Source organism: Streptomyces sp. enrichment culture, from assembly GCF_964272855.1.
Classification (GTDB): domain Bacteria; phylum Actinomycetota; class Actinomycetes; order Streptomycetales; family Streptomycetaceae; genus Streptomyces.
Genome location: NZ_OZ186847.1, coordinates 552,189 through 565,598, shown reverse-complemented (window position 1 = coordinate 565,598; position 13,410 = coordinate 552,189). Strand labels below are relative to the sequence as shown.

At 75.7% G+C, this 13,410-nt stretch carries 8 protein-coding genes; 6 read left to right on the top strand and 2 right to left on the bottom strand.

Annotated elements, in window-relative coordinates; all coding sequences use genetic code 11:
• Positions 1 to 39: 39 nt before the first annotated feature.
• The gene (locus ACSU6L_RS02335; protein WP_437052992.1) at positions 40 to 675 is read right to left on the bottom strand and encodes a TetR/AcrR family transcriptional regulator; all 636 of its coding nucleotides are present in this window, start codon (positions 673 to 675) and stop codon (positions 40 to 42) included.
• Between the two features lie 359 nt (positions 676 to 1,034).
• Between ACSU6L_RS02335 and ACSU6L_RS02330 the strand changes: the two genes are divergently transcribed.
• Complete coding sequence (locus tag ACSU6L_RS02330; RefSeq protein ID WP_437052990.1) at positions 1,035 to 3,002, top strand: ATP-binding protein; 1,968 nt, start codon at positions 1,035 to 1,037, stop codon at positions 3,000 to 3,002.
• 113 nt (positions 3,003 to 3,115) lie between these two features.
• Here ACSU6L_RS02330 and ACSU6L_RS02325 read toward each other — a convergent pair whose 3' ends face one another.
• Positions 3,116 to 6,421 (bottom strand): CHAT domain-containing protein, encoded by a 3,306-nt coding sequence (locus ACSU6L_RS02325; RefSeq protein ID WP_437052989.1) that lies wholly within the window; start codon positions 6,419 to 6,421, stop codon positions 3,116 to 3,118.
• Positions 6,422 to 6,680: 259 nt separating this feature from the next.
• On the opposite strand from ACSU6L_RS02325, the gene ACSU6L_RS02320 reads away from it, so the two are divergent.
• The 5 genes from ACSU6L_RS02320 (at position 6,681) to ACSU6L_RS02300 (ending at position 13,388) form a co-directional block, all read left to right on the top strand.
• The gene (locus tag ACSU6L_RS02320; RefSeq protein ID WP_437052987.1) at positions 6,681 to 7,211 is read left to right on the top strand and encodes a hypothetical protein; all 531 of its coding nucleotides are present in this window, start codon (positions 6,681 to 6,683) and stop codon (positions 7,209 to 7,211) included.
• A 97-nt stretch (positions 7,212 to 7,308) separates the two neighbouring features.
• On the top strand, positions 7,309 to 10,617 hold the full coding sequence (locus ACSU6L_RS02315; RefSeq protein WP_437052985.1) for a CHAT domain-containing protein: 3,309 nt from the start codon (positions 7,309 to 7,311) through the stop codon (positions 10,615 to 10,617).
• On the top strand, positions 10,614 to 11,504 hold the full coding sequence (locus tag ACSU6L_RS02310) for a hypothetical protein (RefSeq protein ID WP_437052983.1): 891 nt from the start codon (positions 10,614 to 10,616) through the stop codon (positions 11,502 to 11,504). The genes ACSU6L_RS02315 and ACSU6L_RS02310 overlap by 4 nt, the downstream gene beginning before the upstream one ends.
• A complete protein-coding gene (locus ACSU6L_RS02305) occupies positions 11,501 to 12,190 on the top strand; it encodes an RES family NAD+ phosphorylase (protein WP_437052981.1) in 690 nt (229 codons plus the stop codon). The genes ACSU6L_RS02310 and ACSU6L_RS02305 overlap by 4 nt, the downstream gene beginning before the upstream one ends.
• A 61-nt stretch (positions 12,191 to 12,251) precedes the next feature.
• On the top strand, positions 12,252 to 13,388 hold the full coding sequence (locus ACSU6L_RS02300) for a hypothetical protein (protein ID WP_437052979.1): 1,137 nt from the start codon (positions 12,252 to 12,254) through the stop codon (positions 13,386 to 13,388).
• Positions 13,389 to 13,410 lie beyond the last annotated feature (22 nt).

The following is a 13,410-nucleotide window of genomic DNA, read 5'->3' as shown; positions in this document are numbered from 1 at the left end:
GCCGTTCGGTCGCGGGCACGGTCCAGCCGCGGGCCCGGCTCAGCCGTGGGCGGGCAGCGGGCGGTGGGCGATGCCGTGAGCCTCGTCCGCCGGGACGCCGAGCATGCGCAGCATCAGCTCGGCCATGCTCCTGGCGGCCTCCTCGCTGTCGCGGCGCGGCTGGTGGAGGCGGAGGTCCAGCAGGGCCAGCAGGCTGCCGCCCAGCGCGGACAGGGCGATCACGGAGTCGGTGACGGTGAAGCGGCCGGAGGCCTTGCCGGTCTCCAGGTCGCCGAGGGCGCGGGGGGACAGGCCGCGCTCGGAGTGGATGTGCCCGAGCCCTCGGTGGCGCAGCACACGCATGATCTCCGGATGCGTGTCGGCCATCGCGGCGCTGAGGCGGACGCCGAACGCGATCCGCTCGGCGGGGTCGTCGACGTCGGCCAGCCGTTCGTCGATCGCCCGCCCGTACTCGTCGAGGGCGTCGATCACCGCCTCGTCGAAGAGGGCGGTCTTGGACTCGAAGTGGTTGTAGAAGGAGCCGAAGCCGACGTCCGCGCGATCGGCGATGGCCTGGATGCTCACGCTGGTGTCGCCGGTCTCGGCCAGTATCTGCCGGGCCGCCCTGATCAGGGCCTGCCGGGTCGCGGCGCGGCGGCGTTCGAACCGGTTGGCGGGCGGGGCTGACGTCGGCATACGCCGAGTCTAACCATCACCCACAGTCCTGATGGTTCCCTCAGAAGTGTTCCGCGGGCGGTGCCTGGCCGGACCCGCGGTGGCACACCGGTCCCGGGCCGGCCCACGCCGGATGCGGGCGGACACGGGGGAGTGGGTGGGCCCGGCCGCTCCGAAGCGCCGGGGGCGGCGGGTGTACGTGCGGGTGTTCGGGCGTTCGTCGTCCGGTGTGGTCCGGGGCCGGTGGGCGCTACCCGGTGCCCGGCGTCGCGTTGGGGTTGCCATGAGGCCTTTGCAGTGACGGTTCTGCAGTCCGCTGCGGCGACTGCGGCGGCGTCGGCAGGCGATCGCGCACCGAAACGGTTCGGGGAGTCAAGGACGTGTGGACAAGTGTCGGAGGGCCGGTGTTCCGGCCGGCGTCCGGGAACCGGGCCTCGGACGCCCTCGTCGGCAGGGAACGGGAGACGGCCCTGCTGCGCGAGTACCTCGCCGCTCACCGGCTGGTGACCGTCACCGGCACGGCGGGCGTGGGCAAGAGCCGCCTGGCCGCCGAGGTCGCGGCGTCCCGGCGGGACCGCCCCTGGCGGCGCACGGTCAGGGTGCGCTGGCAGGGCAGCGGACCGGGCGGGCCCGGAGCGCTCGGCGCGGCCCTCGCCCGGGCGGTGACCGGCAGGCGCAAGATCGACGCGGGGACCGATGTGATCGCGCTGGTACGGGACCTGCACGCCGCCCCCGTCCTGCTGTTCCTGGACGACGTCGACCCCGTCCACGCCGAGTGCGTGGGCCTCGTGCAGCGGCTGCTGATGGCCGTACCGGACCTGCGTGTGCTCGTCACCGCCCGCCGCGTCCTCGGCCTGGGCGACGAGCGCGTGCTGCGGCTCGCCCCGCTGAGCTGCGAGGCGCCGGACGACCCGGGCGCACCCGGCCCCGCGGTACGGCTGTTCGTCGAACGGGCCCGCGCCGTGGCGCGGGGGTTCCACGCCGGGGACGAGCAGCTGCGCGCCGCGGCGGAGGTGTGCCGGCTGGTCGAGGGAGTGCCCCTCGCCATCGAACTGGCCGCCGCGCAGACGCCCCGGCTCCCGGTCGGCGAACTCGCCGGGCTGCTGCGGCGCGATCAGGGCTGGCTGAGCAGCCCGCACCCGACGCTGCGCAGACACCGCTCGCTGCGCGAGGCGATCGGCGCCGGGTACGTGCTGTACGACCGGGCGGTGCGGATCGTGTGGGACCGGGCCAGCGTCTTCGTGGACTCCTTCGCCGAGTCCACCGCCGTCTTCCTGTGCGCAGGCGCGGGTGTCCGGGCCGACCAGGTGCCCGCGTGCCTGGCCCAGCTGACGGCGGTGGGCATCCTGGAACCGGTGGGCGGCACCGGCGGAGCGCTCCAGCCCCGCTACCGCATGACGCGAGCCGCCCGGGAGTTCGGCGCCGAACGGCTGCGGGAGGCGGGAGAGCTGCGCGTGGCCGCCGAACGGCACCTCGCGCACTGCCGGCGCGCGGCCGCCGTCGCGGAGAACCTGTGGCACGGCGGCAGCCAGCGGCAGGCCGTCCAGGTCGCCCGCGACGAACACGCCGAGATCGGCGCGACGGTGCGGTACGCCGTCGCTCACCCCGAGTACGCGCACGGCGCCCTGGAGGCCGTCGTCGGCCTGTGGTTCTGGTGGGCGGTGTACGACAGCGCCGAGGAGGGCCGCCGGCACATCACCCACCTGCTGCCGCTGTGCGAACCGGACAGCCTGGTGGCGGTGCGCGCGCTGTGGCTCGCGGCATGGCTGACCGCGGCCGCCGACCCACTGGAGGCCCGCACCCTGCTGGGCCGCGCCTGGCCGGCCGCCGTGCTGGCCGGAGACGACGCCACCCTCGGCCGCATCGCCCATGTGCAGGGCCTCCTGGCCCTGCACGAGCACGACGCCCGGGCCGCCGCCGCGCACTTCCAGCAGGCCGCGGACGGCATCCCCTACGGTGCCCCCGGCGGCCCCTCCCCGGCCGTCAGCCGGGCCGCCGCGGCCGTGGCCCAGGCGGCGTTCGCCCCCGGCGCCGCCCGCCGCAGCGCCCGGCGCGCCCTGGCCGACCCGGACGTCCGGGACGACACCTGGGCCTGCCTCCTGGCGCGGTACGCCCAGGCCGTCGTGGACCAACGGGACGGCCACCGCGGACGCGCCTGGCACCGGGCCCGCCGCGCGCTGGGCGGCCTGCCCGCCGGACCACCGTCCCCGCAGGTGGTCGCCGCGCTACGGCAACTGGTCGCCGACATCGAGTCCGGAGCGCCGGCCGGGCACGGCCGGCCGCCCACGTCGGCACCGCCCGTGGACGGGCACCGGCCGCTGCTCACCACGGGCCGGGCGCCCCGCTGACGCGGCAGGGAGGTGCGAGCGGCGCGGTCGGCCGCACGGCCGTGAACCAGCGCCGCGTGAGGCGGACCGGTGCCGCGCGAGGCGGACCGGTGCGGTGGGCGTGCGGTCCGCGTTCACCGCCTCCCCGTCGTGGCCGGACCCGGATGGCCCTGATGGATGAACGCGGCCCAGGCGGCCGGGTGGTCCAGGGCGGGGCCCTTGCGCAGTTCGTCGAGGAGCCGGCCGCCGAGTGAACCCGGGTTCTCGCGGCGCGGGTTCAGCATCCACGCCTGCGCGGCCCTGAGCGCGTCGACCGGGCTCCGGCCCTCGACGGTCAGGTAGTGGTGGAAGACGGCCATCATCAGCGCCGCCGCCGAGTCGGCGGTGGCCCACCGCGAGCCGACCACGTCGCGCGCGCCGCGCGCCACGAAGGCGGTCGTCAGGGTCAGTGCCTCGTCGTGGTCACGGCGGGTCAGATCGGTCTCGCAGGCACTGAGCACGACCAACGGGCCGTCGGTCCCGGTCCGTTCGCCGGCCGGCCGGGCGAGCAGCCGGGACACGGTCAGCAGGCCCGGATCCGTTCCCGCCGAGGAGACGTCGGAGGAGGCCAGCTGCAGCGAGGACTCCGTCGGGCTGACGCCCGCCGAGCCGTGGCACGCCAGGTGCAGCAGGGACGCGCCGCCGGTGAGCTCGTCGAGCAGATCGTCGGGCGTGCCCGGCCCCACCGGTTCGACCGGGGGCTCGAAGAAGTCGCCGTACAGCCGGGCCTCGGGGTACGGCCCCTGCCGCAGCGCCGTCACCTCCAGCTCGGCGTGGGTGAGGGTCATCGTCGGGTCCGCCACCAGGACGGCCGCGGCGCCCGGGACGCGCGGCGCGCGGCGGACGGTGTCGAGGAACTGCCTGCCGGACGCGGCGTAGCTGATCACCATGGCCTCGCAGACGTAGTCGTGCGGCGCCTCGGCGGGCAGCCGGGCCGCGTGCCACGGCACGATGCCGAGCCGGCCGCAGGGCACCAGCACCAGCCTGGGCGGGCCGGGACGGTCCCTGCGCCGGTCGTCGTTGGCGGCGAGCCGTTCCGCGATGCCCGTCATGACGGGGGCGATCACCGCGCCGGTCGCCCAGTCGCACAGCTCGGCGAGGGCCTGTTCCCACGCCTCGGCGACGCCCCCGTCCCGGGGCTGCCGCTGGCGCGCGCCCGCCGCGTCGAGGTAGCGCTCCAGCGGACCGCAGTGCTCACCGGACAGCAGCGGCAACGCGCGGACGCCGGTGCCGGTGTCCGGGCCCACCACGATCCCCATGCCGGGCGTGTCGCCCTGGCCGGCGAGCAGATAGACCAGCGCGTCGGCGTCACCCGCCGCGACCCCGGCCTTCAGTTCCCCGACCGTGGGCGTGCGGAACAGCGCCCCGTCCGGATCCCGGTGCCCCAGCGCCTGGAGCGCGCGGCGGCGCAGCGAACTGGGCAGTTCGCGGGGCAGCCCGTCGGCGGTGCCCGGCGGTCCCGCCTCCGCCTCCCGCCATGCCCGCGCGAGTTCGTCGTGCCCGCGGGCCTGGAGCAGTTCGGGCACCGCCCGCGAGGTGGCCGCCGCCTGCAGCACCAGGGCCCGGCCCAGCTCCAGCGCGGCCACGGCGTCCTCGACCCGTCCCTCGGCGGCCGCCCAGATCGCCGCCCGCACCCCGCGGTCGGCACCCGACCGGGCGGCCAGCAGGCCGTGGTCGGGGCCGGTCTGCAGGACGACGTCACCGGCGAGCGCCTGGAGCGATTCCAGCGCCGCGTTCGTGGCCGCCGCCCGGTCCGAGGCGTCCCCGGTACGGCCCGACCGGGTCCGGTAGTTCTCCGCGAGCTGCCACAGCGCGTCGCCCGCGAGCTGCGGTGACCGGCCCTTGCGGACCTGCGCCCGGACCTGCTCCAGCTCGCCGATGGCGAAGTCCAGGTCGGCCGGGTCCCGGGTCACGGAGTGCCGGAGCGTCGCCGAGAGACCGGCGAGGTAACGGGTGTCCGTGGAGGCGTTCGCGGGCAGCGGGGTGGGCGCGGGCATCAGGTCGGGGGTCCGGCCGACCACGGCCCGGGAAGCCTGCAGAGCCTCCTGGACGGAGGTGAGAAGGCTCTCCGGAAGCCCGAGTTCCCGCACCGACGAGGCCGTCAGGGCCTCCTGCTGCCGGGCCAGGCCCCGTACCGTGTTCTCGGTGTTCCCGGTGCGGTGGCCGAGCGTGGCGAGCGCGTTGCCGTGCGCCAGCACCACCAGCGACCGGAAGGTGTGGTCCTCCGGAGTGGTCCGCTCCAGTTCCGCGAGTTCGCCCACCAGCCGCAGCAGCTCGCGCTCGTCCTCGGCGTCCTCCGCCGCGCGCAGGGCGACCAGCAGGTTCATCGCCCGCAGCGGGACGGTGAGCTGGGCGGCGGCGGGATCGGCCTCCGCCAGCCGCGCGTAGTGCTCGCCGACGGACTCCCGGTGGGTCTCGGCGACGGCGCCGTCGATCCGGCTGCCCCCGAGCGGTTCGCCCGTCTGCAGCACCAGGCCGATGAGCTGCTGGATCTCGCCGGCCCGGTCATGACCGTCCGGCAGCCGGTCGAGGTCCCCGGTCAGCCGCTGGAGGAGCCGGCTGAGGGCTTCCGGATCGCCGTCCCGCATGGCTTCCGTGGTGCCGAGCAGCGCGGCCAGCCACGCCCCGGTGACGGTGTCGTCCGCCTGGGCCTCCGCCCCGGTACGCGCCTTCGGCTCCTGCCGCGGCCCGGAGTCCTCAGTGTCCGGGATGTCCGGGGTGTCCGGAGTGGACGGCATCAGGTTCAGCAGCATCCTCAGCTGCTCGGTGAACGGGAAGTCCGCGGGCAGCATCGACATCAGCGTCCCGGGATCGGAGAAGTCGGTCCGCGACACGTACGACAGCACGTCCTGGATCTGCCGTACCCGGTCCCGGGCCTCCGGGGGCAGCGGCAGCCCCTCCAGCTCGGCGGCCAGCGACGCGACCTTCGCCGCCTCGGCGGCCGGATCGCCGTGCCTCGCACCCAGCGACTGGTCGAAGACGGACCAGAAGTCCGGGGCGGATCCCGGGCCGGAACCCGGCACCGCCAGCTCGTTCAGCGTCAGCAGGTACAGCGCCGCCCAGCGCCGCCCCTCCGCCGGCACCGCCTCCCCGGCAGCCGTCGCCGGGTCCCGCACCTCCTCGAGCAGACGTCTCGCCTCCTCGCGGCCCGCCGGTGTGCCCTGCCCGGTGGCGTGCCGCATGGCGAGCAGGGCCCCGAGCGACAGCGTGACCGTGCCGAGCAGCGCCCGGTCGTGGTCCAGCAGCAGCCGCAGCTGCCGGAGTTCGGCGGCCGTACCGTCGAACTCCTCGGCGGTCACGGGTTCCTTGCCCACCCGGCGGATCAGCTCGGCACCTCGCGTGGTCGCCTCGGCGGCCCACGCCCGCAGTCCCCGTACGCCGCCGCTCTCCTCGTCCCGCACCGTGCCTCCCCGCCTCGCCCGCCGCGCCGCGACGCCCCGGTCGCGCCCGTGGGCACATGATGCGGCGCGGCACCACCGGGCGCACCGGTTTCGGTCCAAGCGCCCGGGTGCCGACCGGGATTCGCCCGCCGGCCGCCCGGCTGGTCGGCGGCGGGGCGAACACCGGGCGACGTCCGGGCCGGGCATTCACCGGGCCGGGCCGCGCTGCTTCCCTGGTCGTGCGGCGGAAACGAGGGATGGGGGCCGGGTGGACGTCGGTGTGGGGACCGCGACGCTGGTCGCGGTCGTCGGAGTGGTCGGGACGCTGCTGTCCGCGCTGCTGACCCAGCGCGCGGCGGACCGCGGCCGCCGGCGCGAGCAGCAACGCGCCGAGGAACTGTGGGAGCGGCGCAGCGAGGCGCTGGAGCTGCGGGCCTGCTACGTGGCGGTCAACACCGCCGCCCGGCACTATCTCGCCGCCCTCACCGACGTGTTGCACGCCCTGGGCCGTGAAACCGAGCTGCCGTCCGTGCGGCAGCGGCTCACCGCCGCGCGCGACCAGCACCGCGAGGTGTACGCCGAGGCCCAGATGCGGCTGCCGGACCGGGTGCTCGGCCCGGCGGCCACCGTCAGCCACCAACTGGGCGCCCTGTACGGCATGGTGCGGCGGCTCGACGACGGGATGCCGGGACCGGGGGACTCGCCGGCCGCCGTCCAGCGCGACATCGACGCCCTGTGGGAGCGGCTGCGGGAGATGCGCCGGGCGATGCGCGCCGACCTGGGCGCGGCACGGTCGGATTCCGGGCGTTGAGCGGGAGAACCGGTGGAAGTGGCCCCCGGGTGCGCGGTTGATCGGCATAGTGGGGTGATCCAAAGGGCTGTCGAGGTCCCGGAGAGGCAGGGTGCCGGTGAGCCAGGAGGAGAGCGGCGGTGTCCAGGGCCTGCGCGTCTGGGCCAAGGACGCGGCGGAGCGGGTGAAACGGCTGATGCCCGCCCTGGGCGGCGGTGTGCTGCCGTCGCGGCACTACGACGCCTCGGTCGCCGAACTCGAGCAGTTGTACCGGCTGTCGGAGCACGATCCGGAGCTGCGCGGTTCGGTGGGCGTCTGGCTGGCGGGTGCGCTGACCCTGCGGTACGGCGCGGTGAGTGGTGACCCCGCCGCCCGTGAGCGGGCCGAGCCGCTGCTGCGCGCCGCCCGGGACCGCGGCACCGCGCTCGGCGCGTCGGTGACCGAGGAGGACCGCCGGTGGGCGGCCGTGTTCCTGCTGGTCCTCGTCTCGCCGGTGCCGCCGCAGCAGAGCCCCGGGGCGCCGCCCGACCTCTCGGCGTACCTGGACTGGTGCACGCGGCTGGGCCCCGCCGGGATGATCGCCCACGCCACGGAGGTCCGCACACTGATGGCGGAGGCGGTCGAACTGCCCCTGCCGCCGGAGTTCCTCGCCCGGCTGCGTCAGTCCCAGGAGTTCATGGACGCCCCGACGGGTCCCGGCCTCACCGGTCTGCTGGCGGACATGATGCCCGCCGGCTCACCGTTCGCCGACCAGCTGCGGCAGATGATGGAGGGGATCTTCGGGGCGGCCGGGACCCGGCCTCCCGCACCACCGCCCGAGCCGCGACCACAGCCGGAACCGGGGCCGCAGCCCCAGCCCCGGCCGGAGCCCCGACCCGCCCTCACGCGCGACGACTTCCGCAACATGGTCGCCGCCATGGACGCCGTCCACGCCACGACCGAAGGGCTCGACGACGTACTGAAGAGCGGCGACCCGCGAGCACTCAACGACCTTCTCGGCAGGCTGCGCTCCGTGCAGGATCTGCCATTGCCGGGGCCGGACGCGACCTCGGCGCTGGAGAGCCTGCGGGCGTCGCTGCTCAACGTCAGCTGGAGTGTCGGCGGCAGCTTCCAGGACTGGTCGGCGGGCCGCGCCCACGCCGACGCGATCGTCGGCCACCTGGCGGGCATCGCCGACTCCGTGCCCGCGGGGATCGACGACCCCGCCGTACTGGGCCGCGCGATCGCACTCTACAGCCGGATCATGGGGGCCGGGGAGGCGGAGGACCACGAGGCGCTCCAGGGCCTGTTGGAGGAGGCGGAATCGCTGGAGAAGACGGTCCCCGAGGGCCACACCTTCCGTTTCATGGCCGACTGGGTGCTCGGCGCGGCCTACGGCAGGCTCGGCGTCCTGACCCGGGACCGGAAGCTGATGCTGCGCTGCCTGTCGGCCATGGAGAAGGGCGTGACCGGCGCCGAGGAGAGCGGTCTGCCCTTCGGTTCCGAGCTCTCCCTGCCGTACCTCCCGGACTTCGGCACGATGCGCGCGGCCCTCACCGGGGAACAGCCCGCAGCCGTTCCCGACCCTGTGCCCCCGCCCCCGGACGCCTCGACCGACGACCTCTACACCTGGGCGCTCGACCTGACCATGAGGTACGCCCTGGCCCCGGACCGGAACCCGGCGCTGCTCGACACCGCGATCGGCGCGTTGGAGCGGGTGCGGGACGGCGTACGGCAGGGACAGGCGCCGCGCATCGCCGCCCAGGCGCTGTGGGCCCTCGCCGAGGCCTACTTCGTGCGGCGGCTGCGCACCAAGGACAGTGAGGACACCTCCGCCCTGGACACCGCCCTGGAGTCGCTCACCGTGCTCGCCGCCGACGTGCTGCTCCAGTCCGGTGCGGAGCACGGGCTGATGGCCGCCCGCTCCGGGGCGAGCCGGGCGCTGCATGCCGCCCGGTGGGCGCTGTCGTACGGGCGGGTGCACGAGGCCGTCACCGCCCTGGAGCTGGGCCGGGCCCTGGTGCTCCAGGCGGCGTCCACCTCGTCCGTCGTACCCGAACTGCTGGAGCGGGCCGGGCGTCACGACCTGGCCGAGGCCTGGCGGGCGGCCTCCCGCACCAGCGGCACCGACGCCGGGGGCGAGGTCCCCGGCATGCTGCCCAGCACCCTGCGCCGCGAGGCCCTCGACGCCCTCGGCTACCGGCAGGCGGGCGGCCTGCTCGGCACGCCCACGCTGAGCGACCTCGCCGACGGCGTCGCGGAGGGCGGCGCGGACGTCCTCGTCTATCTGGTCCCCGGCGAGGGGGAGGATCCCGGCGCGGTGATCGCGGTCGGGCCGGAGATCGGAGTGGGAGTACGGCCCCTGCCGCTGCTGTCCGGCCCCGAGAGCGGCCCGCTGGAGCGCTATCTCGACGCCACGGCAGCCCACCAGGACCGGCCGCGGGACGCCGCGACCACACAGGCCTGGGAGGACGCCCTCGACGAGCTGTGCGGCTGGGCGTTCCAGGTGCTGGGCCCCGTCCTCGCCAGCGTCGAGGAACGTCTCCAGGCCGAAGGGGCACGCGACGACCGGCCGCTGCGGGCCGTCCTCGTGCCCTGCGGACGGCTCGGCATCGTCCCCTGGCACGCCGCGCGCTTCCCGCCCGACGCACCCCACGACCACCTCTGCCGGACCACGGTCGTCAGCTACGCGGCCTCCGGCGGCCAGTTCCTGCGCACGGTGCGGCGCGCGCCGCGCGACCCGGCGGCGGCGCCCGTCCTGGTGGCCGACCCGAACATGGGCCTGCTGCACGCCGAGATCGAGGTCATGGCCCTGCGCGACTCGTTCTACCCCGAGGCACGGCTGTGCGGCGCGATCTACGAGGCCGACGACGACGAACTGGTCCCCGGCACGCCCGACGACCTCCTCGCCCTGCTCGCCGACGGCGCCTCGCTGCTGCACGTCGCCTCGCACGGCTCGGCGGGGACCCGCCCGACGGTGTCGGCCCTGCATCTCGCCGAGGGCGCCGGCCTGACGGTGACCCGGCTGCTCGACCGGGAGGACCCGGGGGCGGCGCCGGATGGCCCGCTGGTCGTGCTGAGCGCCTGCGAGACCGATCTGAGCACCCGCGACCACGACGAGGCGCTGACCCTCACCACGGCGTTCGTCGCCGGGGGCGCGCGGGACGTCGTCGGATCGCGATGGACGGCCAGGGACAGCGCGTCGGCCCTGCTGATGGCCGTGTTCCACCACCACCTCACCGTCGACCGGCTCAGCCCCGTCGACGCGCTGCGCGCCGCGCAGCTGTGGATGCTCGACCCCGAGCGGGAGAACCCGGGCTCCCTGCAGGGCGAACTGCTGCGGCAGATGCGGCGGCCCGGGCTGGAACGGGTCGCGCTGTGGGCCCCGTTCATCCACCAGGGACATCCGGGCCCGGCCCGGACGACGACCGAAGGGAGGAAGGCGTGAACCAAGGGGACTCGGGTGCGGCGGAGCGGCTGCTCGCCCTGATCGGCGAACACCGGGACAGCATCCGCGAGGCCATGGACGACGAGCAGCACCAGCTGCTGCTCACCCGGCTCGCGGCACTCGCCGGGACACCGCCGGACGACGACAGGGCGGTCCGCAAGGCGCTCCAGGGCGTGCGCCTGGCGCTGCTGCCGCTGGCCCTCGACCACCCGGTGCGCGAGGAGATGGACTCCTCCCGGCTGGTCGCGGCACCGCCCGGACCGTCGGCCGTGGCGGGCGCGCGCGAACTGATGACCTGGCTGGCACACCCGTCGGCGGCGCCCGAACCGACGCCCGAGCCTGCGCCCGGATCAATGCCCGAGCCTGCGCTCGGATCCACGCCCACACCGACGCCCGAGCCAACGCCCGAACCGGCGCCCGAATCAACGCCCGAGCCTGCGCCAGCACCAAAGCCCGAGCCGACGCCCGAGCCTGCGCCCGGATCAACGCCCGAGCCTGCGCCGGAACCAACGCCCGAGCCGGCGGTCGAACCAGCGGCCGAGACCGACGCCGGTCAGGACGAACTGCTCCGGGCGCCCGCCCTCTCCGCGGCCGAGGCGCGGGCCCGCTGCGGCGGCGCCCCGCCCGCCGAGCTGATCCGGTTGGCCGACCCCCGAGACGGCGACCGCTACCCGGAGTTCCAGTTCGGCGCGGCCGGCGGCAGCCCGTACGACGTCGTCGTGGAGGTCAACCGGTTGCTGCTCGCGGACATCGACCCGTGGGGCGCCGCCGCCTGGTGGCTCAGCGGCAACACCTGGCTGGGCGGAACCCCCGCGCGGCTCCTCGGCCGGCTGCCCGACCACCGGCTGGTCGGCGCGGCCACCGCACTGGTGGAGGGGGAAGGATGAGCGACGTCTCGACCATGACCGGGTTCTTTCCCATGACGGAGCTGGTCCTGCGCCCGAACCGGGCGGTGATCCCGGCGGGTACCGAGCTGTGGCGGGTGCACAGGACCGAGTACGGGCCCGGCGAGTTCAACCCGCGACTCGCGGACATCCACTTCGAGGGAGGCCGCTTCGAGGGGACCGTACTCGACCGGTACCACAGCCTGTATCTGGCCGAGAGCCCGCTGACCGCCCTCGCGGAGAGCGTCCTGCGCTCCCGGCCCTGGGAACCGGCGCACAGCGAGCAGCGGATCCCGTACGCGGTGGTCCGTGAGCGGTCGCTGAGCGTCCTGCGCACCCGGTGCGAGCTGACCCTGGCCTCCCTGGTCACCGGCCGGGACCTGGCCGCGGTCTGCCGGGACGCCACCCTGCTGGACGACGAGAGCAACTACGCCTGGACACGGCGCTGGTCGAGCGAGATCCGCGCCCAGGCACCGGACGTCACGGGCCTGGTCTGGGACTCCCGGCGCAACCGTGGCGAGCGCGCCCTGGTGCTCTTCCACGATCGTCTCACCCACGTCGACGGCGGCCCGCTGGAGGTGCTGCCCGACCGGGGAATCCCGGATCTCGCCTCGGAGGAGGGCATGAAACAGGCGGACGAGATCCTGGATCCGCTGCGGGCGAAGATCTCCAGGCCCGTGCGGCACTGAGGCCCGGGGGCCGCCCGGCTGCGGCTTGTCCCGCTGTGAAGAGTGATGCCATGGTGGTCCCATGGCGACGTCTCCCCCTGATCACTCGTCACTTCTCGCTGAACTGAGGGAAGTTCGGCGTGCGGGACTGGTGCGGCTGCACGGGCGCTCGCTGCCGGCGCTGGAGTCGGCGGCCCAGGCGGTGGGCGCGGGCGCCGCCCGCACGCCGGGCGCGGCCGTGGAGGCGTTGCTGCGGCTCGCCGTGGCGCGCCTGGACGCGGGGACGCTGCGGACCGCCGCCGAGTACACGCTGGGGCTGGCGCAGGGCACCCGGGACTGGCCGGCGTCCTCGCGCCGGTCCCGGGCGGCCTCGGTGTACGGGGTGAGCGTCGAGCGCTTCCGCAAGGACCACGAGGTGATGGTCCTCGGTGAGATCGCCGAGCAGATCGCGCGGCTCGCGGACGAGGCGGGGGAGACGCAGGAGCCGGGCGGGACCGCCGGGGTGCCGTCCGGCGCCGCGGCCGGCGAGTGGGGCGCCCGCACCCACCGGACCGTGGACGCCTGGGCCGGCGGCCGCCCCGTGCGGCTCACCGTCCATCTGCACCCCGTGGACCTGCTGCGCGACGTGGACGTGGTCGTCTCCCCGTCCAACGTCTACCTCGCGCTGCCCGAGCCCTACAAGGCGTCCGTCGCCGCCTCGCTGCGCCGCGCCGCCGCCGTGCGCGGGGTGACCGGCGAGGTCCTGGAGGACCCGCTGCCCGACGAACTGCGCGCCTGGGCCGCCGAGCACGGCACGTCGGGGCGCGCCGTGCTGCCCGGCACCGTGGCCGCCACCGGGTCGGGCGCTCTGGCCCGGCAGGGCGTGCGGCGGATCTACCACGCGGCGATCGCCGTGCCCCGCGCCGGCACCAACGACTACAACGTGCTGCCGGCCGACGTCACCCGGGCCGTGGCCCGGGCGCTGGCACTGCTCGCCGAGGAGCAGGGCCGCCACACCCCGCCGCTGCGCTCGATCTGCCTGCCGCTGCTCGGCTCGGGCCGCGGCGGACTGCCGCCGCATGTGTCGCTGGGCGCCGTGTGGGCGGCCGTCGAAGCCGAGTTGGCGCGCGGCGCGACCTGGGACGTCCACTTCGTGGTGAGCACCCCGGAGGCGGCCGGACTCGTGGAGCGCGTCCCGGCCGGAATCCGCCCGGTCCGTGACCGGAGACCGACCGGCTGATCCGCTGCAATGGAAGAGCGCC